General features: G+C 43.9%; 18 protein-coding genes and 1 riboswitch. Of the genes, 3 read left to right on the plus strand and 15 right to left on the minus strand.

Features of this window, described 5'->3' with window-relative positions; translation table 11 throughout:
* Positions 1–146 precede the first annotated feature (146 nt).
* Both rpoB and rpoC read left to right on the plus strand, forming a co-directional pair.
* On the plus strand, positions 147–4,175 hold the full coding sequence (gene rpoB / locus M1F03_RS01765) for a DNA-directed RNA polymerase subunit beta (RefSeq protein WP_154624917.1): 4,029 nt from the start codon (positions 147–149) through the stop codon (positions 4,173–4,175).
* Between the two features lie 114 nt (positions 4,176–4,289).
* The gene (rpoC, locus tag M1F03_RS01770; RefSeq protein WP_163860562.1) at positions 4,290–8,510 is read left to right on the plus strand and encodes a DNA-directed RNA polymerase subunit beta'; all 4,221 of its coding nucleotides are present in this window, start codon (positions 4,290–4,292) and stop codon (positions 8,508–8,510) included.
* 280 nt (positions 8,511–8,790) lie between these two features.
* Here the strand turns inward: rpoC and dcuC are convergent, their stop codons facing one another.
* Positions 8,791–10,164, minus strand: a complete 1,374-nt coding sequence (gene dcuC, locus M1F03_RS01775) for a C4-dicarboxylate transporter DcuC (protein ID WP_154624916.1) — start codon at positions 10,162–10,164, stop codon at positions 8,791–8,793.
* Positions 10,161–11,414, minus strand: a complete 1,254-nt coding sequence (gene pepT, locus M1F03_RS01780) for a peptidase T (RefSeq protein ID WP_196714220.1) — start codon at positions 11,412–11,414, stop codon at positions 10,161–10,163. The genes dcuC and pepT overlap by 4 nt, the downstream gene beginning before the upstream one ends.
* Positions 11,415–12,196: 782 nt before the next feature.
* On the opposite strand from pepT, the gene M1F03_RS01785 reads away from it, so the two are divergent.
* On the plus strand, positions 12,197–13,510 hold the full coding sequence (locus M1F03_RS01785; protein ID WP_251464922.1) for a uracil/xanthine transporter: 1,314 nt from the start codon (positions 12,197–12,199) through the stop codon (positions 13,508–13,510).
* Positions 13,511–13,563: 53 nt separating this feature from the next.
* Here M1F03_RS01785 and M1F03_RS01790 read toward each other — a convergent pair whose 3' ends face one another.
* From M1F03_RS01790 to M1F03_RS01850, 13 genes are all read right to left on the minus strand, one after another.
* Complete coding sequence (locus M1F03_RS01790) at positions 13,564–14,214, minus strand: hypothetical protein (protein WP_251464924.1); 651 nt, start codon at positions 14,212–14,214, stop codon at positions 13,564–13,566.
* Positions 14,215–14,322: 108 nt separating this feature from the next.
* The gene (thiH, locus tag M1F03_RS01795) at positions 14,323–15,444 is read right to left on the minus strand and encodes a 2-iminoacetate synthase ThiH (RefSeq protein WP_196714217.1); all 1,122 of its coding nucleotides are present in this window, start codon (positions 15,442–15,444) and stop codon (positions 14,323–14,325) included.
* Entirely contained in the window at positions 15,441–16,211 is a 771-nt protein-coding gene (locus tag M1F03_RS01800) for a thiazole synthase (protein WP_154624788.1), read from the minus strand. Before M1F03_RS01800 ends, thiH begins: the two co-directional genes overlap by 4 nt.
* A 2-nt stretch (positions 16,212–16,213) precedes the next feature.
* On the minus strand, positions 16,214–16,414 hold the full coding sequence (thiS, locus tag M1F03_RS01805; RefSeq protein WP_196714216.1) for a sulfur carrier protein ThiS: 201 nt from the start codon (positions 16,412–16,414) through the stop codon (positions 16,214–16,216).
* On the minus strand, positions 16,402–17,160 hold the full coding sequence (locus M1F03_RS01810; RefSeq protein ID WP_163860564.1) for a HesA/MoeB/ThiF family protein: 759 nt from the start codon (positions 17,158–17,160) through the stop codon (positions 16,402–16,404). The genes thiS and M1F03_RS01810 overlap by 13 nt, the downstream gene beginning before the upstream one ends.
* Before the next feature lie 62 nt (positions 17,161–17,222).
* Positions 17,223–17,861: a thiamine phosphate synthase gene (gene thiE, locus M1F03_RS01815; RefSeq protein ID WP_154624791.1), complete on the minus strand. Its 639-nt coding sequence runs from the start codon at positions 17,859–17,861 to the stop codon at positions 17,223–17,225.
* Positions 17,845–19,794, minus strand: a complete 1,950-nt coding sequence (thiC, locus tag M1F03_RS01820) for a phosphomethylpyrimidine synthase ThiC (protein WP_163860565.1) — start codon at positions 19,792–19,794, stop codon at positions 17,845–17,847. Before thiC ends, thiE begins: the two co-directional genes overlap by 17 nt.
* Positions 19,795–19,994: 200 nt before the next feature.
* Positions 19,995–20,106, minus strand: a riboswitch (TPP riboswitch).
* Between the two features lie 238 nt (positions 20,107–20,344).
* The gene (locus tag M1F03_RS01825) at positions 20,345–21,007 is read right to left on the minus strand and encodes an HAD family hydrolase (protein ID WP_154624793.1); all 663 of its coding nucleotides are present in this window, start codon (positions 21,005–21,007) and stop codon (positions 20,345–20,347) included.
* Positions 21,008–21,028: 21 nt separating this feature from the next.
* Complete coding sequence (locus M1F03_RS01830; RefSeq protein WP_196714212.1) at positions 21,029–22,045, minus strand: ABC transporter ATP-binding protein; 1,017 nt, start codon at positions 22,043–22,045, stop codon at positions 21,029–21,031.
* Entirely contained in the window at positions 22,045–22,863 is an 819-nt protein-coding gene (locus tag M1F03_RS01835; RefSeq protein WP_154624795.1) for an ABC transporter permease, read from the minus strand. Before M1F03_RS01835 ends, M1F03_RS01830 begins: the two co-directional genes overlap by 1 nt.
* Positions 22,850–23,755 carry an ABC transporter permease gene (locus M1F03_RS01840; RefSeq protein ID WP_163860567.1) on the minus strand — a complete coding sequence of 302 codons (906 nt, stop codon included), beginning with the start codon at positions 23,753–23,755 and terminating at the stop codon, positions 22,850–22,852. Before M1F03_RS01840 ends, M1F03_RS01835 begins: the two co-directional genes overlap by 14 nt.
* Entirely contained in the window at positions 23,755–24,573 is an 819-nt protein-coding gene (locus tag M1F03_RS01845) for an alkaline phosphatase family protein (protein WP_251464926.1), read from the minus strand. Before M1F03_RS01845 ends, M1F03_RS01840 begins: the two co-directional genes overlap by 1 nt.
* A 25-nt stretch (positions 24,574–24,598) precedes the next feature.
* Positions 24,599–25,651 (minus strand): ABC transporter substrate-binding protein, encoded by a 1,053-nt coding sequence (locus tag M1F03_RS01850; RefSeq protein ID WP_154624798.1) that lies wholly within the window; start codon positions 25,649–25,651, stop codon positions 24,599–24,601.
* Positions 25,652–25,675: the final 24 nt, after the last annotated feature.

Here is a 25,675-nt window from a genome sequence, read left to right on the forward strand (position 1 = left end):
GTCAGAGTGGCACAATGAAATGATTTAAGAGTAATAGCAATGAGTATTACGGAAAGTGTTCATTTTCCATTTCAAAAAATAGCGTTATCGATGCTGTCCTTATGGACGGACAGAGTGGGTCACTGATCAGCGAGCTGAGGAACCCTATGGTTTACTCCTATACCGAGAAAAAACGTATTCGTAAGGATTTTGGTAAACGTCCACAAGTTTTGGATGTACCTTATCTCCTTTCTATCCAACTTGACTCGTTCCAGAAGTTTATCGAGCAAGATCCTGATGGTCAGAACGGGCTGGAAGCAGCTTTCCGTTCTGTGTTTCCTATTCAGAGCTACAGCGGTAATGCTGAACTGCAATACGTCAGCTATCGTCTGGGTGAGCCTGTATTTGATGTTAAAGAATGTCAAATTCGTGGCGTCACATACTCTGCACCACTGCGTGTTAAGCTGCGCCTCATTGTTTATGAGCGTGAAGCACCAGAAGGCACCGTAAAAGACATCAAAGAGCAAGAAGTCTACATGGGTGAAATTCCACTCATGACTGAAAACGGAACCTTCGTTATCAACGGTACTGAGCGTGTTATCGTTTCTCAGTTACACCGTAGTCCTGGTGTCTTCTTCGACAGCGATAAAGGGAAAACACACTCTTCAGGTAAAGTCCTGTATAACGCGCGTATTATCCCTTACCGTGGTTCATGGCTTGATTTCGAATTCGATCCGAAAGATAACCTGTTTGTACGTATCGACCGTCGCCGTAAATTACCTGCGACCATTATTCTACGTGCAATGGATTACAGCACTGAAGACATCTTGAATTTGTTCTTCGAGAAAACTGTTTTCCAAATCCGCGATAACAAACTGATGATGACGCTAGTTCCTGAGCGTCTGCGTGGTGAGACCGCTTCTTTTGATATTGAAGCAAACGGCAAAGTGTATGTTGAAAAAGGCCGTCGTATCACTGCTCGTCATATCCGCTTACTAGAAAAAGAAGAAGTCAACAGCATCGAAGTGCCTGTTGAGTACATCGCTGGTAAAGTGGTCGCAAGAGATTACATTGATGAAAGTACAGGTGAGCTGATTTGCGCAGCTAACATGGAACTTTCATTGGATATGTTGGCACGTCTGAGCCAAGCGGGTCATAAAACAATTGAAACATTGTTTACCAACGACTTAGACCACGGTGCTTACATTTCTGAAACGCTGCGTGTCGATCCAACGAATGACCGCCTGAGCGCGTTGGTAGAAATCTACCGTATGATGCGTCCTGGTGAGCCACCAACACGTGAAGCTGCTGAGAACTTGTTCGATAACCTGTTCTTCTCAGAAGATCGTTATGATCTATCAGCTGTTGGTCGCATGAAGTTTAACCGTTCACTGGGCCGCGATGAAATCGAAGGTTCTGGTATCCTGAGTGAAGAAGACATCATTGATGTTATGCGTAAACTCATCGATATCCGTAACGGTAAAGGCGAAGTCGATGATATTGACCACTTAGGTAACCGTCGTATTCGTTCTGTTGGTGAGATGGCAGAAAACCAATTCCGTGTTGGTCTGGTCCGTGTTGAGCGTGCAGTGAAAGAGCGTCTTTCTCTGGGTGACCTTGATGCATTAGTACCACAAGATATGATCAACGCGAAGCCAATTTCTGCGGCAGTGAAAGAGTTCTTTGGTTCCAGCCAGCTTTCTCAGTTTATGGACCAAAACAACCCACTGTCTGAAATTACGCACAAACGTCGTATCTCAGCGTTGGGCCCAGGTGGTCTGACTCGTGAACGTGCGGGCTTTGAGGTACGTGACGTACACCCAACTCACTATGGTCGTGTTTGTCCAATCGAAACCCCTGAAGGTCCGAACATCGGTCTGATCAACTCCTTGTCTGTGTATGCTCAGACAAACGAGTACGGTTTCCTTGAAACACCTTATCGCTTAGTGCGTGATGGCCTTGTTACTGATGAAATTCATTACTTGTCTGCCATTGAAGAAGGTAACTTCATCATCGCTCAGGCAAACACCGTATTAGCGGAAGATGGTAGCTTTGTTGAAGAGCTGATCACTTGCCGTAACCATGGTGAATCAAGCTTGTTCAGCCGTGATCAAGTTGAATATATGGACGTTTCGACTCAGCAGGTCGTTTCTGTTGGTGCGTCACTGATTCCATTCCTTGAACACGATGATGCTAACCGTGCATTGATGGGTGCAAACATGCAACGTCAGGCGGTTCCAACTTTACGTGCTGATAAACCTTTAGTCGGTACAGGTATGGAACGTGCAGTAGCGGTTGACTCAGGGGTAACGGCTGTTGCGAAACGTGGCGGTACTGTTCAGTACGTTGATGCTTCTCGTATCGTTATTAAAGTTAATGAAGATGAGATGTATCCAGGTGAAGCTGGTATCGATATCTATAACCTGACTAAATATACCCGTTCTAACCAGAACACCTGTATTAGCCAGATGCCTTGTGTATCTTTAGGTGAGCCAGTTGAACGTGGTGACGTGTTAGCTGACGGTCCTTCAACTGACCTCGGTGAATTGGCTCTTGGCCAAAACATGCGCGTGGCATTTATGCCATGGAATGGTTATAACTTCGAAGACTCCATCCTTGTTTCTGAGCGTGTTGTTCAAGAAGACCGTTTCACAACGATTCATATTCAGGAACTCTCTTGTGTGTCTCGTGACACAAAACTGGGGCCTGAAGAAATTACGGCTGATATTCCTAACGTTGGTGAAGCTGCACTTTCTAAACTCGATGAGTCTGGGATTGTGTATATCGGCGCTGAAGTTAAAGGTGGCGATATCCTAGTTGGTAAAGTGACACCGAAAGGTGAAACCCAACTGACACCAGAAGAGAAACTGCTGCGCGCTATCTTTGGTGAGAAAGCATCTGACGTTAAAGACTCTTCTCTGCGTGTACCTAACGGTGTTTCCGGTACCGTCATTGACGTACAAGTCTTCACCCGTGATGGTGTAGAAAAAGACAAACGTGCGCTAGAGATTGAAGAAACTCAGTTACGTGAAGCGAAGAAAGACTTAACGGAAGAGTTACGTATTTTCGAAGCAGGTTTGTTTGCGCGTATCCGCTCTGTGCTGGTTAACGGCGGTATTGAAGCTGAGAAACTGGATAAATTGCCTCGCGATCGTTGGTTAGAGCTTTCTCTGGCTGATGAAGAGAAGCAAAATCAGTTAGAACAATTAGCTGAGCAGTACGATGAACTGAAATCTGAGTTCGAGAAGAAACTGGATGCTAAACGCCGTAAGATCACTCAAGGTGATGACTTGGCACCAGGCGTACTGAAAATTGTTAAGGTTTATCTGGCCGTTAAACGTCAGATCCAACCGGGTGATAAAATGGCGGGTCGCCATGGTAACAAAGGTGTTATCTCAAAAATCAACCCAGTTGAAGATATGCCTTACGATGAAAACGGTAACCCTGTAGACATCGTTCTGAACCCGCTGGGCGTACCATCGCGTATGAACATCGGTCAGATTCTGGAAACCCACTTGGGTATGGCTGCGAAAGGTATTGGTGATAAAATTAATGCTATGCTTAAACAGCAGCAAGATGTCGCCAAACTGCGTGAGTTCATCCAGAAAGCCTACGATCTTGGTGATGACCCTCGCCAGAAAGTAGATTTGAATACTTTCTCTGACGAAGAAGTTATGCGTCTGGCTGAAAACCTGAAAAAAGGTATGCCAATCGCAACACCAGTGTTCGATGGTGCAAAAGAGATTGAAATTAAAGAACTATTGAAATTGGGTGGTCTGCCAACTTCAGGTCAGATTACATTGTTCGACGGCCGTACAGGTGAGAAGTTTGAGCGTCAGGTAACGGTTGGTTACATGTATATGCTGAAACTGAACCACTTGGTTGACGATAAAATGCACGCCCGTTCTACTGGTTCTTACAGCTTGGTTACTCAGCAACCGTTGGGTGGTAAAGCTCAGTTCGGTGGTCAGCGTTTCGGGGAGATGGAAGTGTGGGCACTGGAAGCATATGGTGCAGCCTATACACTCCAAGAGATGCTAACGGTTAAGTCGGATGACGTTAACGGCCGTACGAAGATGTATAAAAACATCGTCGATGGCAACCATCAGATGGAACCTGGCATGCCGGAGTCCTTCAACGTATTGTTGAAAGAAATCCGCTCACTGGGTATCAACATCGAACTGGAAGACGAGTAATTCGTTTGTACCGGAAGGCTAGGTTTAGCCTTCCGGCCAGTATAAGTACTGGGATTAGGGGAGAGAGGCAGGGGCCTCTCACCTGACAGGTCTAACTCCGACAGGAGCCATTTTGTGAAAGACTTAATTAAGTTTCTGAAAGCGCAAACCAAGACCGAAGAGTTTGATGCGATCAAAATTGCTCTGGCATCGCCTGATATGATCCGTTCATGGTCATTCGGTGAAGTGAAAAAGCCAGAAACCATTAACTACCGTACGTTCAAGCCTGAGCGTGACGGCCTTTTCTGTGCGCGTATTTTCGGGCCAGTAAAAGACTACGAATGTCTGTGCGGTAAGTACAAACGTTTAAAACACCGTGGTGTGATTTGTGAGAAATGTGGCGTTGAAGTCACCCAGACTAAAGTTCGTCGTGAGCGCATGGGTCATATTGAACTTGCTTCTCCGACAGCTCATATCTGGTTCTTAAAATCATTGCCATCCCGTATCGGTTTGCTACTTGATATGCCTTTGCGTGATATCGAGCGTGTTCTGTACTTTGAATCCTACGTGGTTGTTGAAGGTGGTATGACTAGCCTTGAACGCTCACAGATTCTGACAGAAGAGCAATACTTAGATGCGCTGGAAGAGTTCGGTGACGAATTTGACGCGAAAATGGGTGCGGAAGCAATCCAAGGTCTGCTGAAAAACCTCGATCTTGAGAACGAGTGTGAAACGTTACGTGAAGAGTTGAACGAAACGAACTCTGAAACTAAACGTAAGAAGCTGACTAAGCGTATTAAACTGTTAGAAGCATTTATTCAGTCTGGTAACAAACCAGAATGGATGATCTTGAATGTTCTGCCAGTTCTACCACCTGATCTGCGTCCATTAGTTCCACTCGACGGTGGCCGTTTTGCAACATCGGATCTGAACGATCTTTACCGTCGTGTGATCAACCGTAACAACCGTCTGAAACGTCTTCTGGATCTGGCTGCGCCAGACATCATCGTACGTAACGAAAAACGTATGTTACAAGAAGCGGTCGATGCTCTGTTAGATAACGGTCGTCGCGGTCGTGCAATTACCGGTTCTAATAAACGTCCTCTGAAATCTTTGGCTGATATGATCAAAGGTAAACAAGGTCGTTTCCGTCAGAACTTGCTTGGTAAGCGTGTTGACTACTCAGGTCGTTCGGTTATCACTGTCGGTCCATACCTGCGTCTGCATCAGTGTGGTCTGCCTAAGAAAATGGCTCTTGAGTTATTCAAACCATTCATCTATGGCAAATTGGAACTCCGTGGTCTGGCAACAACCATCAAAGCTGCGAAGAAAATGGTTGAGCGTGAAGAAGCGGTAGTATGGGATATCTTGGATGAAGTTATCCGTGAACACCCAGTTATGCTGAACCGTGCGCCAACACTTCACCGTTTGGGTATCCAAGCCTTTGAACCTATTTTGATCGAAGGTAAAGCGATCCAGTTGCACCCTCTGGTGTGTGCGGCATATAACGCCGACTTCGATGGTGACCAAATGGCGGTACACGTTCCTCTAACTCTGGAAGCTCAGTTAGAAGCGCGTGCGTTGATGATGTCAACCAACAACATCCTGTCACCAGCGAGTGGTGAGCCTATCATCGTTCCTTCACAGGACGTTGTATTGGGTCTCTATTACATGACTCGTGACTGTGTAAACGCGAAAGGCGAAGGGATGGTTCTGGCCGGCCCTAAAGAAGCTGAGCGTGTTTACCGTTCTGGCCATGCTTCACTGCATGCCCGTGTTAAAGTCCGTATCACTGAAGAAGTGAAAGACGGTGAAGGTAACATTACGATTAACACCAGTATGGTTGATACTACTGTTGGTCGTGCAATTCTGTGGATGATCGTGCCGAAAGGTCTGCCTTACTCGCTGGTTAACCAAGCGTTAGGTAAAAAAGCGATCTCTAAAATGCTGAACACTTGTTACCGTGTTCTGGGTCTGAAACCTACGGTTATTTTTGCTGACCAAATCATGTATACCGGTTTTGCCTATGCGGCACGTTCTGGTGCATCGGTTGGTATCGACGATATGGTTATTCCTGAGAAAAAAGCAGGGATCATCGCCGAAGCCGAAGCAGAAGTTGCAGAAATTCAGGAACAGTTCCAGTCTGGTCTGGTGACAGCAGGCGAACGTTACAACAAAGTTATCGATATCTGGGCTGCGGCTAACGAACGTGTTGCTAAAGCGATGATGGAAAACCTGTCTACTGAAACGGTGATTAACCGCGACGGTGAAGAAGAACAGCAGGTTTCTTTCAACAGTATCTTTATGATGGCCGACTCCGGTGCTCGTGGTTCTGCTGCTCAGATTCGTCAGCTAGCCGGTATGCGTGGTCTGATGGCTAAGCCAGATGGCTCAATCATCGAAACACCAATCACGGCAAACTTCCGTGAAGGTCTGAACGTTCTCCAGTACTTTATTTCTACGCACGGTGCTCGTAAAGGTCTTGCGGATACGGCATTGAAAACAGCGAACTCCGGTTATCTGACTCGTCGTCTCGTTGACGTTGCTCAGGACTTGGTGGTGACTGAAGACGATTGTGGTACACACGAAGGTATCTTGATGACCCCGGTTATCGAGGGTGGTGATGTTAAAGAACCACTGCGTGAGCGTGTATTGGGTCGTGTGACGGCAGAAGATATTCTGATCCCAGGTACTGCGGACATTCTGGTTCCACGTAATACGTTGCTACACGAAAAATGGTGTGACCTTTTAGAAGAAAATTCTGTCGACAGCGTTAAAGTCCGTTCAGTCGTTAGCTGTGAAACTGACTTCGGTGTATGTGCTCACTGTTATGGTCGTGACCTTGCTCGTGGTCATATCATCAACAAAGGTGAAGCTATCGGGGTTATCGCGGCACAGTCAATCGGTGAACCAGGTACACAGTTGACGATGCGTACGTTCCACATCGGTGGTGCGGCATCTCGTGCGGCAGCAGAATCTAGCATCCAAGTTCGTAACCCAGGTACACTAAAACTGGTTAACGCGAAATTTGTGACTAACTCAGAAGGCAAACTGGTTATTACTTCACGTAATACCGAATTGCGCCTGATTGATGAGTTCGGTCGTACTAAAGAGAGCTATAAAGTACCTTACGGTGCGCACCTGACTAAAGGCGATGGCGCGGCAGTTACTGGCGGTGAAACCGTTGCTAACTGGGATCCACATACCATGCCAGTTGTCAGTGAAGTATCCGGTATTATTCGCTTCTCAGACATGCTTGATGGCCAAACAATGACGCGTCAGACGGATGAATTAACCGGTCTGTCTTCAATCGTTGTTCTGGATACAGCAGAGCGTACGAGTGGTGGTAAAGATTTACGTCCAGCACTTCGTGTTGTTGATGCGAATGGTAACGATGTTCTGATCCCTAACACCGACATGCCTGCTCAGTATTTCTTACCAGGTAAGGCAATTGTTCAGTTAGATGATGGCATCGCTATCAACGTCGGTGATACCTTAGCACGTATTCCACAAGAATCTGTGGGAACTAAAGATATCACGGGTGGTCTACCTCGCGTTGCTGACCTGTTTGAAGCGCGTCGTCCGAAAGAGCCAGCTATTTTGGCTGAGATCAGCGGTATTGTTTCCTTCGGTAAAGAGACCAAAGGTAAACGTCGTCTGGTAATTACACCGATGGATGGTTCTGATCCGTATGAAGAGATGATCCCTAAATGGCGTCAGCTCAACGTATTTGAAGGTGAGATCGTTGAACGCGGTGATGTAATTTCTGATGGCCCTGAGTCGCCACATGATATCTTGCGTCTGCGTGGTGTACATGCAGTGACACGTTATATCACTAACGAAGTTCAGGAAGTTTACCGTTTACAAGGCGTTAAGATTAACGATAAACACATTGAAGTTATCGTTCGTCAGATGCTGCGTAAGGTGACTATTGCTGATGCGGGAAGTTCTGAGTTCCTTGAAGGCGAGCAGGTCGAGTACTCACGTGTTAAAGTTTCTAACCGTAAACTTGAGCTGGATGGTAAAATCCCAGCTAAGTTCGATCGCGACCTATTGGGTATCACGAAGGCATCTCTGGCAACAGAATCCTTCATCTCAGCAGCATCGTTCCAAGAAACAACACGCGTACTGACAGAAGCAGCCGTTGCAGGTAAACGCGACGAACTGCGTGGTCTGAAAGAAAACGTTATTGTGGGTCGTTTGATCCCAGCAGGTACTGGTTTTGCGTATCACCAAGACCGTATCCGTCGTCGTCATCTGAACGATGTTGTGGAAGCTCCACAAGTTAGTGCGGATGAAGCAACGGCTAACTTGGCTGAACTGTTAAATGCAGGATTCAGCAGCGATAACAATTAAGACGTATTCGTCAGATTGGAACACAATCATAAAACCGGCGCTGTAATAGCGCCGGTTTTTTTTATTTAAACGTGTGTTCAAGCAAAAGCCATTCAGCCTGAACTTTGCTTTACAGTGATAACAAATGGTATGTGAGTATGCGTGACTTCACACAGGTATTCAGTGGATCATGAAATTAGCCTGTTGCTTTTATTATTTTAAAAAGTCGCTGAGTTCAGTATGAGAAAAATGGGGAATTTATTTCCCCATTTGAGTGATATCACCGGGATGTAAAAATGGGCTAATAGAATACGCCAATGATCGTGCAATGAATCACAAAACCGACCATGAGTGGGATGGCGGTACGCTTAACCACATCAAAAGGTTGTAATTTAGCGCCACTGGAAACGGCAATGATCACGCCAGCAACAGGTGACATACCACGCCCCATATGAGAAGCCTGCTGCATAGGTAAGATCATGGCGATCGGGTTAGCCCCCATACTGTGTGCGATTTGTGGGATCAATTCGACAAAAGCTAAGAATGGCGCATTACCTGAACCCATGATCACAGCAGCAGCTAGAGTGACCAATGCAAATACGAGTGCCATTGCAAAGGGGGGTAAACCAACGGATTCCGCCATTAAGATCAACTGGTCAATGGCACCGCTGACTTTAATCCCATGTGCGAAAACGCCCGCTGCAACGAGTAGCCCAACAACGTGACTAAAAGCCTGCCCCATTCCATTCAAGAAGTGCTGGAAGCCATTACATACCGTTTTGAAATTACGAATACGTAATGTTTCGATAAGCATACAGATAGCCATTGCAATCAATACGATGGTGACAACATCAAGGTGTATGCCTTCAAAAAAGAGGTTCGAAGAACCTACCGCCATGATAATGGGCAACATAGGAAGAATGGCATAGTAGCCAGGAATATTTTTGCTTGTCGGTTCTTTTTCATGAGATTGAACGGCTTTACCAATCTCAGGGATAAAGCCTGCTTTGCGATCGCAGTGACGTTGCCAGAAGATATGTGTAATACCAACCGCTAAGACGGTAACTAATGCAGCAGGTCCTTGATAATACAATACATATTCAACAACTGACATATCAACCGCTTTGGCGCCACGGATAGCATCGATAGCGGTTGGGGTATAAGCAACGCCTAATGAGGTGGCAATGACCCCCGCAGCTGATGCTGGCGATAAGCCCAATCCAATCATGATAGGAAACATGGTTCCCATCAATAACACGGCTAAACCTGTTGCTGACGGGATCGCGAGTTGCAAAATACTGGCCAGTAAAAATGAAAAAAACAGCAGAACATAGGGAGAACGCATATTTTTTAATGGCTTAGTTGCAACACGCACGACGGCTTCGTTAGCACCAATATGATCCATGTAATGAGCGAAACCCATTAGTGCCATGATCATTAAACCGAGATCGGCAGCACGACTACTGAAGAGATCACGCATAACCTCAAAGGGATCGAGCCATGTTAAACCAGTAGACGCGACATTTTTGGGCAAGATAGGACCCCAACCTAAGGCGAGGGTCATAATCATTAACGCTAAACCGGCAATAAATAATACAGGTTCAGCCTTATAACCTTTCAGAATGAAACGTGCTACCAAAATAACGATAATAAGAACCGTTAGAATTGGGATCATGCTTTTGCTCCTGATTTGAAGCGTTCAGCAGTGATTTGAACGACTTGTTTTAGCACATCACTTGCAGCGTATAATGATTTAATTGGAAGATATTCATAAATAGAATGGAAATTATGAGCACCAGTAAAAATATTTGGGCAAGGTAAGCCATTTTGCGATAGTGCTGCACCATCGTAGCCACCACGCATTGGGATCACTTTTGGGGTAATACCACAAGCGTGATAAGCCTCTACAGCGATGTCGATAGGGTAACGATTTTCACCTTGTAAGCTGTTATAAACGTTAGAATAACGGTCTGCTAGGGTACAAGTGACGCTCTCTTTGCCCCATAAGTCTTCACAGTGTGCGGCTAATTTTTTCAAAAATGCCATACGCGCACGATAACCATCTTCTGTGAAATCACGTACATCCATTTTGAGTACGGTACGAGCGCTATTACCTGATAACTGTTTTACCCAATAGTAACCTTCACGATCCGCAGTGTATTCAGGAGCTTCACCGCCCGGTAGCATGGCGATAAATTTATGCGCCATTAATAATGAGTTAATGAGTTTGCCTTTGGCGGACATTGGGTGGGCGGATTTACCTGTAAAGACGATTTCAACGTCACCCGCATTCCAGTTTTCATACACTAATTCACCAATACCACAGCAATCAAGGGTATAGGCAAAGTCTGCCCCAAATTCTTGTACATCAAAGGCTTTTGCGCCACGCAAACCTTGCTCTTCATCGGGAACAAAGCCGACTTTAATGGTGCCATGTTTAATTTGAGGGTTCTGTTTGAAGTATTGCAGCATATCCATAATAGAGGCTATGGCTGCTTTGTCATCGGCACCCAATAGACTCGTGCCGTCCGTGACAATAATATCATCACCTAGATAGTTAGCGAGTTCAGGGAACTCACTTTGACGAAGATAGATATTTAGCTGTTTATTTAAGCACAGGTCTTCACCGTTATAGTGCAGGATTTGTGCTTTAGTATCATTAGTTTGTTCAGCACTCGTATCAAGATGACCAAAGAAAGCAACGGTAGGAACGTCATAATCTAAATTTGAGGGCAAGGTTGCAGTGACAATGGCGGTATCACGTAGTTTAATCTCTTCAAGACCTAATGCTTCCAGCTCTTGAACGAGTTTTTTGGCTAAAACGCGCTGACCTTCAGAAGAGGGCATAATACCCGCAGCGCCATTTTCCCTATTGGTGGTGGTATTAATTTGGGTATAAGAAATAAACCGATCAACAATATTCATTATATTCATTCTCCAACATCACTATGATGAATGTTTTCTTTTATGATTGTGGTTATAAATGTCGTTTCCATATTTATCACAATCTTTTTTATCATGAATAATGAAAGAACCAATATCTGACCAGTGAATTTTTTTTCAAAATGCCACCGAGTGTAGAAAAATGATAATTAGTAGAGGACATTATTCGATTAATAGATTAAGATGCTAGGCTTTAAGTTTATTAGTGATTTTAATCTAATATTTTTGTTGAGAAATAGATAGCCTTTCATTTGTATTGTCTTTTTGTCTATTGGTAGTTAATGATATCAAAATAAACTCATAATTTAGGTTAAATTTTTAAATAAATTTAATGGGTTAATTTTATTTAATTCTAAAACAGAGAGTTAACTCGATGCAGTGCTAGTTTTAACTAAAGCTCAGGCGTTTGATCTCTATTAACATATTGATTTGAAATGTCTTTTGTTTTTTCCGAGGCGTGTTTTATTCAATTATTTTTGATTGTTTTTGCTTTTGTTAAATTAATTGAGAGGGACGTCTATAGACAATGTTATTATTTAAATAGCCAAGGCTAATCGAAATAGAATAAAGTTTTAGTAAAATAGGATTAGGTGTGGTTATTTTCTATTTATAACCGAAATCTAAGTATGATTAAAATTTAAAATATACTTATAGTCTTATATGGCGTTATATACGCTATAAAAACCAAAACGATAAGTTAAAAATAATCATTAGAAATTTGATTTAAATGCTACTAGACTGTTAACAAGCAATGATAATAAGTCATGAGGTTTTCAGTGCAAAAAAGTATAATAACAAAGAGTAGTTTTATTTCAGGTTTCCAGTGGTTCTTCTTTATTTTTTGTAACACAGTCGTGATTCCACCTACCTTACAATCGGCTTTTCATTTAACAGCTGAAACCACATTTGTTATCACACAATACGCTTTCTTACTGATCGCTGTGGCTTGTTTAATTCAAGCTTTTTTAGGTCATAAGCGCTCATTGATGGAGGGATCGACAGGGCTATGGTGGGCCACAATATTGACCGTCACCCTCTCGGAATCAATGCAAGGAACCGCTTTAGCAACCATTGGGTGGAGTCTAACCGTCGGTATTTTTTTGTCGGGGATTGTTACCCTTTTAATCGGTATCACAGGTATTGGCAATGGGTTATCCAGTTTGTTCAAACCCGGTGTTTTAGTGGTATTTATGTTTCTCCTTGGAGCCCAATTAGTTTCGATTTTTCTAAAAGGTATGCTCGGGCTTCCATTTGGCGTCATAGATACCAATGTCGAGGTTAATTATCCGGTATTCTTTTTAGCATTCGCGGTGCTAATTTTGGTGATTGCGATGATTGTGTTTTTACCCGCAAGCATGAGTCAATATGCCTTATTATGTGGAATCATTATTGGATGGATTGCGTATAGTCTGTTATTTGATGGCAAAATTTCAGCTATTTCGGAAGTTAAGTGGGAGTTGTTTCCCTTTGGACGTGCAGATGAAGTCCAACCTAGCATCGTGATCACGGCGATATTGGCCGGTATTTTGAACACGTCAAATACTTTTGGGGCAATACGTGGAAGTGATGTTTTTTATCAGCAAAAGGGATTAACAAAGTCTATTTACCGTCGGAGTTTTGTGGCGTCGGGTGTTTTGACTTTATTTTCGGCTCCGTTAGGTGTGGTGCCATTTTCGCCTTTTGTATCATCTATTGGCTTGATTACACAAACGAAAGACACTTCACGAGTCTCTTTTACTATCGGTAGCGTGTTGTTGTTATTGGTTGGGGCTATCGCCGCATTAACCCAATTTTTTCGCTCATTGCCTCTCGCGATTGGCAGTGCTGTCATGTTAGCAACCTATTTACCCCTGTTATTCTCTTCTTTTTCATTTTTAGCCGAAATTAAACTGAACGCGCGTAATATTTATCGTTTGGCACTTCCCCTGTTTATTGGGATTTTTTTGATGTCTGCACCTGATGCGGTAATGAATTCGCTACCGATGATGTTCAGTTCACTGCTAGGAAACGGTTTGTTAATGGGGATTATTCTGTCATTGATCCTCGAAAACAGCATTAAGTGGGATCATATTCATTAGAAGTGGTAAAAACCTCATTATGTTATTTTTATAATGAGGCTAAAGCCTATTCGCTACAGGGGAGCATAGAGCTCATAACGACCGGTTTGGTAATGCGTAGGAATATAAAAGCGGCCATCAAAGCTATTTTTGTAAGATTTATAACGACCAAACATGCCGGCGGATACTGATGTTGAACGGTACTTAAATGGGTATTGAGTACCATCTAAATAGACGACGGTGATGTGATAATCAGTGATTGGTTTGGTCTGGAGAACTAAGCTGTCTTTACTGTTTGCATCCCTTACCATATGAGGAAGGCTATAGTTTACGGCGACCATTTGCCCACGGTAGGAATAGTAGTACCCTTGGATGTTGTGCTTATTCGGAATAGAAAAACGTGCAAAATCCGCATCGGTTATCAAGCCAATAGAATCGAAATACTCACTATAACCTTCGATGGTTATTTCATGATTTTGACTGATAGTAATGACCTGAAAAGGGCGAGTTCCCTTAATCTCTTTTTGTGCCCGTAAGCGAGAGAAAGTCTCTTCTACGGTATATTCCTCGCCATCTATATTTCTGGCCCCTTGAATTTCCGCCATCATTAATTGGACGATTTCTGTTGAAGGTGTTGGATGCTGCCAACGCACATTCGCACAGGCACTCAATAAGCATACTGATAATGCGGCAAAGAGCCACAAAGGCCATTTTTTAGCAGTCATAGTGGATTTGATAATAGTGGAAAGAGAATGCAGTATAGACTGACAAGCCTAGTTAAAAAGTAGCTAAAAAAGGGATAAACCTCATCCATGAAGTTTATCTCTGATAATTTAACGGCCTAGGTAGCCATCCCAATCTTTCCAAACAGGTTGTAATCCTGAACGGATCAGTGATTCGGCAACTTGGGCAGCGCTACGATTATCGTGTGGGGAAAATTGTTCTAATTCCGCATGGTCATCGGCATAGCCGCCCGGTTGTGTTTTGGAGCCCGCACTCACATTATTAATGGCTAGAGGGACGACATGATCGCGGAAATAAGGGGATTCACGAGTGGAAAGTGATAACTCAATATCTGGGGCTAATAAACGAAAGGCACAAATTAGTTGCACGAGTTCAGCTTCATTCATTAAAGAAGCCGGCTCGATGCCACCAGCACAAGGACGTAATCGCGGAAATGAGATTGAATAGCGGCTTTGCCAATAGTGTTTTTGGAGGTAAATCAGATGTTCTGCCACCATATAGCAGTCAGTTCGCCAGCTATTAGACAAACCAATTAATGCCCCGAGTCCTATCTTATCGATTCCGGCCCGTCCTAAACGGTCTGGAGTTTCTAATCGCCAGTGAAAATCCTGCTTTTTACCTTTTAGGTGGTGCAACTGGTAAGCCGGTTCATGGTAGGTTTCTTGATATACCATGACGCCATCTAGCCCTAAAGCTTTAAGTTCGGCATACTCTTCAGTTGCGAGTGGCTGAACTTCCATCATCAAGGAGCTAAAGTAGCTGCGTATAGTAGGCAAGTGTTCACGAAAATAATCCATCCCAACTTTAGATTGATGTTCACCCGTCACCAGTAACAGACTATCAAAACCGATTTTACGGATCGTTTCGCATTCATTAATGATTTCATGTTTATCTAAGGTTTTTCGTTTAATGCGATTACTCATCGAAAAACCACAATAAGTGCAATCATTCGCGCATAAATTTGATAGATATAGCGGGACATAAAATCCGACCGTGTTTCCAAAACGTTGTCGTGTCAACTTTTGAGCTTTCTGTGCCAGCTGTTCAAGAAAAGGACGAGCGGCAGGCGAAAGTAATGCCATAAAATCATTGAGTGTTAGGGTGTCGTTAGCAAGTGCCTGTTGTACATCTTGAGCTGTTTTGGCATAGATTTGTAATGTAAGGTCATCCCAATTGAGCTGTTGCCAGCGTTGACGAAAGCTTGTACTCATTGCAGTGCTCCCAAAAATTCGGTTAAGGGGCTGGATGCTTCAGCATGTTGTTTAGGTCTAGCAAGACCGGCTTGCCGAGCGAGTTCTGCTGCTTCTAGGGAAACTCTAAATGCGTTTGCCATCAGTACCGGATCATTAGCAACGGCAATGGCCGTGTTGACTAATACCGCATCGGCGCCCATTTCAATGGCTTCAAGGGCATGGCTAGGCGCACCAATCCCCGCATCAATGACGACAGGAACGGCGGCTTGCTCGATAATGATCCGTAGCATCTCCTTGGTTACTAACCCTTTATTGGTTCCAATCGGCGCACCTAAAGGCATTACGGCCGCACAACCCACCTCTTCGAGCCGTCGACAGAGAACCGGATCTGCACTGCAATAGGGAAGTACCACAAAGCCTTCTTTGACCAACTGCTCTGCTGCAAGAAGGGTTTCAACGGGATCGGGCAGTAGGTATTTGACATCTGGGTGGATTTCTAACTTTACCCAATTCGTACCTAAAGCTTCCCGAGCAAGACGTGCCGCGAAAATGGCTTCTTGAGCATTTTTGGCCCCCGACGTGTTGGGGAGTAGTTTTACGCCAAGTTCTTGTAAAGGTTTTAAAATTCCATCGTCATTGCCACGTAAGTCAACACGTTTCATCGCCATAGTAACGAGCTGGCTACCTGATGCCGTTATTGCCGCTTGCATTAAGGTTGGGTTGGCAAATTTCCCTGTTCCGGTAAATAGACGTGATTGAAAAGTGACATCGGCAATTTTTAACATGATTAGCCTCCAGCGATAGCTTGAAACAATAAAATATTGTCTTGATCATTTAGATGGTGTGAATCCCACTGATGACGAGGAATGATAACTTGGTTAATGGCCAAAGCCGTACCAACGGTACTACGTTCTATCGCGGTAAGTAATTGAGACACCGTTAATGGCGCCTCGAACTCCATTGGTTGGTCGTTAATTATAAGGCGCATGTTTCTTCTCGACAGATAGGACATTGAATAGAAGGGGTTAGCTGCAATGTATTCCATTGTTGCTGTTTGCCATCAAATAAACGCAATTTTCCACTTAAAGAGGAAGGTAACCCAACTAATAGCTTAATCGCTTCTAAGGCTTGTAAGGTGCCAATGACACCAACGACAGGCCCAAGAACACCAGCGGTACGACAGTTACGTTGAGGCTCCGTTTGGTCGGGATATAAACAGGCATAACAACCATGATTAAAAGGAGGCTCGAGCACCATTAACTGTCCACCAAACCCAACAGCACTCCCGCTAACGAGTGTTTTATTGGCTATCACACAGGCTTCATTCACAGCATGACGCGTCGCCATGTTATCGCAACAATCGAGGACTAGATCGACTTGCTCGACAAGTGGCAATAAGCTTTGACTATCTAATTTCTTTTGTAAAACATGGGTTGTCACTAATGGATTAAGGTGTTGCAGTCGTTCTGAGGCCAGCTTAGCTTTTGATTGTGGGATGTCTTCGGTACCGTATAAAACTTGCCTTTGTAAATTAGAGAGATGCAATTCATCGTGGTCAGCAAGCCACAATTCACCCACACCAGCAGCTGTCAAATAAAGGGATGCTGGGGCACCTAAACCACCGAGACCAACAATGAGCACTTTACTGTTTTTCAGCTTGGTTTGACCTTCTGGCCCAATATCTTCAAGCAATAGCTGGCGGCTGTAACGCATAAATTCGTGATCATTTAACATGATAAACTCCTCGAATTCACCTACAGCTACAAGAAAGTATGCTGTAGGTTTGATTCAGGTAATCAATGATTTTCTACGAGGCGCAAAAGTGTTTTTGTTGCCTCTAGCCAATCGTCCGCTTTGGTAATTGCACTTACTAAGGCAACACTACCCACCCCAGTTGCGAGTACGGCGGGCACTTTATCGATAGAAATGCCACCGATAGCAACGGTTGGATAGTCTGGAGTCGCCTCCACCATGGCTTTTAGTGTGTTTAATCCTTGAGGAGATGACGGCATTTCTTTAGTTTGTGTCGGGAAAATATGCCCCATCGCAATATAAGAAGGACGCACTGATTTTGCGATGGCGAGTTCATGCTCATCATGGGTTGAGATACCTAAACGTAGCCCTGCTTGATGAATAGCAAGTAGATCGGCGGTTTCTAGGTCTTCTTGACCGAGGTGCACACCATAGGCAGCAAACTCAATGGCTAAACGCCAATAGTCATTGATAAATAACCGTGCATGATGTTTTTTGCCTAAAGCTATCGCTTGTTGGATATCATCACGAACTTCATCTTCACGCTTATCTTTTATACGGAGCTGTATGGTTGTGACGCCTGCATTGAGTAGACGATCAATCCATTCGACAGAGTCGACTACGGGATACAGGCCGAGTCGATGTTCTGTGGGGGCAAAAGGTGTATTAGGCAATTTTGTCATCGGACACGACCTCAGCGCTATGATACAACTCACTACCATGGGCTCGGAAAGCTTCGGACATTTGTTCCATTCCCGCTTCTTTTTGTGCCGCATAGTCACGTACTTCCTGCGAAATTTTCATTGAGCAGAATTTAGGGCCGCACATAGAGCAGAAATGAGCAACTTTCCCAGAAGCTTGCGGTAAGGTTTCGTCGTGATAAGCACGGGCAGTATCAGGATCGAGTGCGAGGTTGAATTGGTCTTCCCAGCGGAACTCAAAACGTGCTTTGGACATGGCATTATCACGAATTTGTGCACCGGGATGGCCTTTGGCAAGATCAGCGGCATGCGCTGCGATTTTATAGGTAATCAACCCTTGCTTAACGTCTTCTTTATTGGGTAAACCCAAATGCTCTTTAGGCGTGACATAACACAGCATTGCGCAACCAAACCAACCAATCATGGCGGCTCCAATGCCTGATGTGAAATGGTCATAGCCCGGTGCAATATCGGTAGTCAAAGGGCCTAATGTATAAAATGGTGCTTCATGGCAGTGCTCAAGCTCTTCAGTCATGTTACGACGGATCATCTGCATTGGCACATGCCCCGGCCCTTCAATCATCACCTGTACATCATATTCCCATGCAATTTTTGTCAATTCACCAAGCGTGTGTAACTCGGCAAATTGTGCAGCATCGTTTGCATCTTGAATGGAGCCAGGGCGTAAACCATCCCCTAATGATAAAGAAACATCATAAGCCGCACAGATTTCGCAAATTTCACGGAAATTTTCATATAAGAAATTTTCTTGATGATGAGAGAGGCACCATTTCGCCATAATCGAGCCACCGCGAGAGACAATGCCTGTCAAACGCTTCGCGGTCATTGGAACATAACGCAATAATACGCCTGCATGGATGGTGAAGTAATCGACGCCTTGTTCTGCCTGTTCAAGTAACGTATCACGGAACATTTCCCATGTTAGGTTTTCGGCGACACCATTGACTTTCTCTAATGCTTGATAAATAGGAACAGTACCGATAGGCACAGGGCTATTGCGTAGAATCCATTCGCGAGTTTCATGAATATAGCGTCCAGTAGACAGATCCATCACGGTATCTGCCCCCCAGCGAGTAGACCAAATCAGTTTCTCGACTTCTTCTTCAATGGATGAAGTGACCGATGAGTTACCGATATTGGCATTCACCTTCACTAAGAAGTTACGGCCGATAATCATGGGCTCTGATTCAGGGTGATTGATATTGGCGGGTATGATGGCACGACCCGCTGCGACTTCTTGACGAACGAATTCAGGCGTGATGTTTTCCGGTAGATTCGCCCCAAAACTTTGCCCTGGATGCTGCTGCCTTAATACCTCACCACGAATACGTTCACGGCCCATATTTTCACGAATGGCGATAAATTCCATTTCCGGGGTAATAATACCTTGGCGAGCATAGTGTAACTGAGTGACACGCTTGCCAGAGATCGCTTTTAATGGGCGAGGGCGATGATTAAACCTTAAATGGTCTAGCCCCGCATCAGCGAGTCGCTGTTGTGTAAAATCAGAGCTGAGGTTATCAACCTGAACAGTATCATTACGTTCGCGGATCCAACCTTCACGGATCTTTTTTAATCCTTTATGGACATTCAGTTCCGAGTCTGGGTCACCATAAGGACCCGACGTATCATAAACGGGCACCGCTTCATTATCTTCAAATTGTGGATTATCTTTATCACCACCAATCAGTGTTGGCGAGAGTTGAATTTCTCGCATAGGTACCTGAATATCCTCTCTCGATCCCGTTAAATAGATACGTTTGGAATTAGGGAATGAGACGCCAGAAACCGTGTTAATGAAGTTTTCAGCAGCATCACGTTGCGCTTTTCGCGTTCGTGCAGGTGCAGCTTTAGGTGAAAGGTCAGTTGTAGGGATAATATTATTTTGGGACATAGCAATTTCCTGACATTGTCACGAACGATTATGCGGTATGCATAGCGTTCTGGTTTATCGTAAGAAAGTTGCTTGTCTGGAGTTCGGATGGAGTAATAGTAAGATGTTGCGCTTTCATTTTGCTGTGCTGTTAGTTTCGCCATATTGTGAGTTTTTTCATCAATATCAATATGAGCTGCGAAATAAACAAAATTGGGCGCTAAATGATTACTCTTGTTCCCTTCGCGGGTATTAACCCGATCAGGTTCCGCGGATCCCGAATTAACGGTCTCAGCTCGTGGTATACACCACTGAGCACTCCGACAAGAGACTCCAGTATAGTGTTCTCTGGGTTATTCTCAAGCATTTTCCTTGTCATCCTTCACACGATAAGTGTGTTGGCTGCGCTCAGCGACCCAAGTCACATACGTGTGTATGCTCCTTGGGATATCTTTGCTTTCCTATATGCGCTTTAGAGGAAGTGACATATGCGTGGTTTCGAGGAATGGCATATACATGGCTTAAAGGAAAAGAATATTTTAATAATGGCGTATTCAAACTAAAAATAAGGTTAAAGTTGCCACGTATATTGTCGCCAGTTATTTTCTTCCGCTGCCCGTTGTAGTTTTTGATCGCCATTAACAATAAACACTTCATCCGCAAATTGACACATAGGAAGGTCGTTAGCGGAATCAGTATAAAAATAGATATAGGCATCGGTAATTGGCTGGTGGCGGATCCACTGGAGGAGCCGTTTGACTTTACCTTCTTTAAATGTCGCAATACCTTCGACTTCATCGGTATAGCAGCCATTTTGCTGCTTTATATCGATCCCCATTACAACGTCAGCGCCTAAACGTTCGGCGATTTTTTTCACAATAAATGAGACTGTTGCGGAGATCACTATGATCGGAATGCCGTGTTGTCGATAATTTTCGATAGTACGGATCCCTTCAGGGTAGATGCGCGGTACCACCATAGTGTCAACAAAATCGGCTAACCAGAGATCAATTTGTGAGGTACTGATCCCAGCTAAAGCCTGTAGGCTAAAACGCAGGTAAGTTGCCATATCCAGCGTACCCGCATTGTATTGTGCCATCATCTGTTTATCCGCTTCGACAAAGCGAGGATCTGTGATAATTTGCTGATCCCACAGGTATTGTGTCCACAACACGCTACTATCACCTTGAATTAAGGTCTCATCTAAATCAAAAACGGCTAATTTATTTTGCATTATGCCTCTTTTTACGATTCGCTAACTAAATGCACGAATTTCATTCTTGTTAAACATTAACTCTAGGCGAGTACCGGGTTCAAAGAGTCGTTCAGACGAACGATTAAGCAAATCAACCGTCATGTTACCCGCAGCCGTATTGACTGAGTAACGAATAATGTTTCCTAGTAGTTGATGATCAAGAATGATTGCATCAACAGGGTGTGAAATATGATCGCCGTAGTGGCGTCCTGTCTCCTTAACATAGATGGATTCAGGGCGAATAGCGAGTGTGCCTTGTAAATTTAGCCCCAATAAGGCATTCGCTTTATCTGCATCAACAAGGTTATAGTGACCCATAAAACGTGCCACAAACTCATTCGCTGGCTGGGTATAAATATTTTCAGCGGTATCACTCTGGATAATAGCGCCTTTATTCATTAAAAAGATGCGATCAGACATGATCATCGCTTCGTCTTGATCATGAGTCACAAAAATCGTCGTGAGTTTTAATTCACGTTGAATATGGCGAATCTGTTGTCGCAGATGTTTACGAATACGTGCATCAAGTGCTGATAATGGCTCATCTAAGAGTAAAATCTGTGGTTTCATCACCAGTGCTCGTGCAAGGGCTACCCGTTGACGTTGCCCCCCTGAAAGCTGATGAGGAAACTGATGTTCTTTACCTTGTAATTCGACCATTTCAATAACTTCTGCTACTGCTTTTCTTCGTTCCTGACGCTCTACTTTGCGCATTTTTAAGCCGAAAGCGATGTTATCTTCAATAGTCATATTCGGAAATAAGGCATAGCTTTGAAAAACCATACCGATTCCACGTTGCTGAGCAGCTTGGTGGGTTATATTTTGACGATTAATATACAGCTCACCATGATCCGGTTGTTCGAGTCCTGCAATACAGCGTAATAATGTCGATTTTCCGCAGCCACTGGGCCCGAGTAAGGTGATGAATTCACCTTTTTCAATTGTGAATTGGATATTTGAGAAGACGTGATTTTGGCCGAATGATTTACTCAAATTTTCAGCAATGACATAACTCATTATTTATCTCCAGAGCGACTCATTCGAGTTGCTAACCATGTGAGAAGCAATGTAAATAGGAAATAAGACATCACTAACGCAGAGGTAAAATGCCCACTGGTTTGACGCATATTAAATAGATAGATTTGCAGGGTTTCATAACGTGTACCGACCAAAATGTTGGCAAAGACGAATTCACCCATTAAAAATGAAAATGAAATTAATAGAGATACCAATAGGCCTTTACGAATATTCGGTAACACAATCAATAAAAAAGCCTTGAAAGTACTTGCACCTAACAAATGTGCCGCATCCATCAAATCATGCAGGTTGATCCCTTGAAAACTGTTTGCTAACGCACGGTACATAAAAGGTAGGGTGATAGTGAAATAAGTACCGATGAGTATCCACGGAGTGCCGACCAACATAAAAGGTTCATCGGCAAAAATTTGTAATAATCCGACGGATGAAACCACCGGTGGAATTGCAAAAGGAAGAATAATCAGGAGATCCATCAATCCTTTTAGTTTCGGGAAACGATAAAACACGGCAAATGTCATCGGTAAAATAACTAGCGTACTCACCAACAGCGTGCCGAAACAGATAATCAGAGAGCGTCCGAAGGCCAACAAAAATCGAGGGTCTTGCCAGAGTTGTAAATACCATTTTAGCGAGAGGGCATCGGGTAACACCGTTGCTCCCCATTGTGTCGCGATAGAATAAATAAATGTCGCCACGATAGGCAGGGCAAGCAGGCTCGCGACGCTAATCAGGATTAATTTATGTAACCAAAGGCCAGACGTTTGGTGTGATTTGGTCGTAAGGCTATAACTTGGCATGATAGCTCCGTTTTAACAGCCAATGATGGATGGCGGTGATAAAACCAAGGATCGCAATCAGCAATACCGATAATGCAGCCGCCATATTAGGCTCTAAGTAGAGGTCACCTGATACAAGGCTAGCGATACGAATCGTAATTAGGTTGTAGTTTCCACTCGTCAGTGCGTAAGTACTGGCATAGGCTCCAACCGCATTAGCGACTAAAATAATAAATGTACCGAGTAATGCAGGCGCGAGGACAGGGATTGCGACTTTGCACCAGTAGGCCAATTTACTGGCTCCCATTGTTTTGGCGGCATCTTCCCATTCCGGTTTTAGCGCATCAAAAGCAGGGTAGAGTAATAGGATCCCAAGTGGAATTTGAAAATAAATATACAGTACCATTAACCCACTAGCGCTATAGATATTGAACTCTTCAATGATCCCCCACGCCTTGAGTTGTAAAGTAATCGCACCGTTAAAACCGAGAATAATGATAAAGGCAAACGCGAGGGGGACACCGCTGAAATTACTGGCCATGGTAGTAAAAGAGATCATCATGCTGCGAATTCGCCCCTGCATTTTATAAATAGAAAAGGCAGTGATAGCGGAAACGAGCAACCCAACGATACTACAAATGACTGATAGCCATAATGTATTTTCAAAGGCCTGCAAATAAAAATCGTTGCTAACAATCTCAGCATAATTCGCAAAAGACCAACTTTCTTCATAGATAAAACTATTAACCAATACCCAAATCATTGGTGCGATTTGAAATAGACAAAATAAAATGAAAAAAGGTACGGTTAAAAGTGCAGCTTGCCAGCGCAAACGCGAGAAACATTTTTTGCCCATCAGTATTCTCCCCAGCGGGGAGCTGGCTTGCTCACAAGGGGGGCTAACATCCGCCATTAGTTACCTCCTACCAATAATTCGTTACAGACTTGTTTATCTGCATGATCAATATTGAGTAGAGTACAAATGGTTCCACAGAGCGCGGTTTGTTCAATATGGCATTGCGCATGATGTGAAAACTTATCCCCAATAACAAACAATGGAACATGTCGTTCTTCTGGGAGTATGCCGCCATGGCTATGATCCTTATTCATACCATGATCGCTGGTAATGATGATTTGATAGCCTTGCTCAATCCATGTTGGGAGATAATTTGCGAGGATAATATCCGCCTTCCGTGCACTATTACGATATTGTGAGGAGTCCAGTCCGAATTTATGGCCGGTATCATCAATATTCATTGGATGGATCAATAAGAAATCAGGATGATATTGGGTACGTAGATATTCAGCATCGACGAACAGATGATCATCGGGGTAATGATCCGCTTGATAAAAGCAGCCATATTGAATTGCGAGTTGTGTATCGCAAGTAAAGCGGTCTCGAGTGGCGACAAAAGGCGCTCTATTGTACAGTTCACTAACCCAATAATAGGCCGCAGCGGCAGTGGTTTTTTCTGCTTTTCGTGCAAGTGAAAAAATACTTTCAAAGTGGGATAAACGTATGATGTCATTATTGACAATGCCGCTATTTGCAGGAGAAATCCCCGTCAAAATGCATTCATATAGAGGCCGAGACATCGAGGGCAACTCACTCTCCATTTTATAAAGCGTGGCTTGGTCAGCTTCAATCAATGCATTGAGATAGCCCATGCAATCATGGGCTACTGAATAGGTTAGGCCGTCAAGGACAACAAGTATAACTTTATCAGACATGAGAAATTTTATTCCTAAAGGCACATTATTGCTGGTGAATTAAGACTTGTTGTTGCCACATTTTGGGTAATGTGCGAGAAGATTTTTCCCACCCTTCGGCATCTTTAATGGGGTGCACATTCTTATATTGTTCATCCGGTAACAATTTAGCTTTAATATCATCGGGTAATGTTAGATATTCGGCACGAATAGGACGCGCATAACCTTCCGCTAAATTGATTTGTCCCTTGTCACTAAAGATAAATTCACGCGCTAATTTTGCTGCATTAGGGTTTTTTGCATATTTATTAATGATGGTGGTGTAGCCAGAAATAACAGAGCCATCAGAGGGAATGACAACCGTAAAACGATCACGATTGATTTGGTCACGATAATTTAGCGCATTGAAATCCCAGAGGATACCAACTTCAACTTCGCCTTTTTCGATATTGGCGACCGTAGGATCATTAACGGATAGACGTTTTTGTTTGGCTAATTCACCAAAAAACTCGATAGCAGGCTGTAAATTGTTTTCATCACCACCACGAGCAAAAGCAGCGGCTAAGACAGCATTATTCGCTTGGGCGGCAATACCCACATCACCCACAGTCACTCTATATTTGCCTTTCAATAGATCATCCCAACTTTTTGGGGCATCTTTGACGAGATCGTTGTTAATCATAAAGGCGATCGTTCCAGTATAAGCGAGGGCCCAGTGACCCTCTTTATCTTTTGCCCAATCAGGAATTTGTGACCATGTGGTAGGTTTGTAAGGCTGAGTAACCCCTTTTAGTACGGCAACAGGGCCAAATGATGCACCCACATCACCAATATCGGCAGTGGCGTTGTTTTTCTCTGCGGCAAACTTTGCAATTTCTTGTGCAGAGCTCATGTCCGTATCTTGATGTTTCAATCCGTAGGTTTTTTCGAGATCTTGCCAAGTTCCTTTCCAGTTAGCCCAAGTGTCTGGCATACCAACACTGTAAACTTGTCCTTCTTGTTTGGCTGCATTAATTAATGGGGTTAAATCAGCATCATTCGCTAAAGCAAGGCTTGATGTTGTTAGAGAAATCAAAACAGCAGGTACGATCGCTTTCATTTTCTTCTCACTATAGTGGAGGCG

It is taken from the genome of Providencia sp. PROV080 (genome assembly GCF_033688105.1).
Classification (GTDB): domain Bacteria; phylum Pseudomonadota; class Gammaproteobacteria; order Enterobacterales; family Enterobacteriaceae; genus Providencia; species Providencia zhejiangensis.

Bases quoted from the DNA above. Each gene is read 5' to 3' on its own strand.
- M1F03_RS01825 (WP_154624793.1), bottom strand. From the start codon at position 21,007: ATGCAAAATAAATTAGCCGTTTTTGATTTAGATGAGACCTTAATTCAA.
- M1F03_RS01785 (WP_251464922.1), top strand. From the start codon at position 12,197: ATGAGGTTTTCAGTGCAAAAAAGTATAATAACAAAGAGTAGTTTTATT.
- thiH (WP_196714217.1), bottom strand. From the start codon at position 15,444: ATGAGTACAAGCTTTCGTCAACGCTGGCAACAGCTCAATTGGGATGAC.
- thiC (WP_163860565.1), bottom strand. From the start codon at position 19,794: ATGTCCCAAAATAATATTATCCCTACAACTGACCTTTCACCTAAAGCT.
- thiS (WP_196714216.1), bottom strand. From the start codon at position 16,414: ATGCGCCTTATAATTAACGACCAACCAATGGAGTTCGAGGCGCCATTA.
- dcuC (WP_154624916.1), bottom strand. From the start codon at position 10,164: ATGATCCCAATTCTAACGGTTCTTATTATCGTTATTTTGGTAGCACGT.
- M1F03_RS01810 (WP_163860564.1), bottom strand. From the start codon at position 17,160: ATGTTAAATGATCACGAATTTATGCGTTACAGCCGCCAGCTATTGCTT.
- pepT (WP_196714220.1), bottom strand. From the start codon at position 11,414: ATGAATATTGTTGATCGGTTTATTTCTTATACCCAAATTAATACCACC.
- thiE (WP_154624791.1), bottom strand. From the start codon at position 17,861: ATGACAAAATTGCCTAATACACCTTTTGCCCCCACAGAACATCGACTC.
- M1F03_RS01845 (WP_251464926.1), bottom strand. From the start codon at position 24,573: ATGTCTGATAAAGTTATACTTGTTGTCCTTGACGGCCTAACCTATTCA.
- M1F03_RS01850 (WP_154624798.1), bottom strand. From the start codon at position 25,651: ATGAAAGCGATCGTACCTGCTGTTTTGATTTCTCTAACAACATCAAGC.
- M1F03_RS01840 (WP_163860567.1), bottom strand. From the start codon at position 23,755: ATGGCGGATGTTAGCCCCCCTTGTGAGCAAGCCAGCTCCCCGCTGGGG.
- M1F03_RS01790 (WP_251464924.1), bottom strand. From the start codon at position 14,214: ATGACTGCTAAAAAATGGCCTTTGTGGCTCTTTGCCGCATTATCAGTA.
- M1F03_RS01830 (WP_196714212.1), bottom strand. From the start codon at position 22,045: ATGAGTTATGTCATTGCTGAAAATTTGAGTAAATCATTCGGCCAAAAT.
- M1F03_RS01800 (WP_154624788.1), bottom strand. From the start codon at position 16,211: ATGTTAAAAATTGCCGATGTCACTTTTCAATCACGTCTATTTACCGGA.
- rpoB (WP_154624917.1), top strand. From the start codon at position 147: ATGGTTTACTCCTATACCGAGAAAAAACGTATTCGTAAGGATTTTGGT.
- M1F03_RS01835 (WP_154624795.1), bottom strand. From the start codon at position 22,863: ATGCCAAGTTATAGCCTTACGACCAAATCACACCAAACGTCTGGCCTT.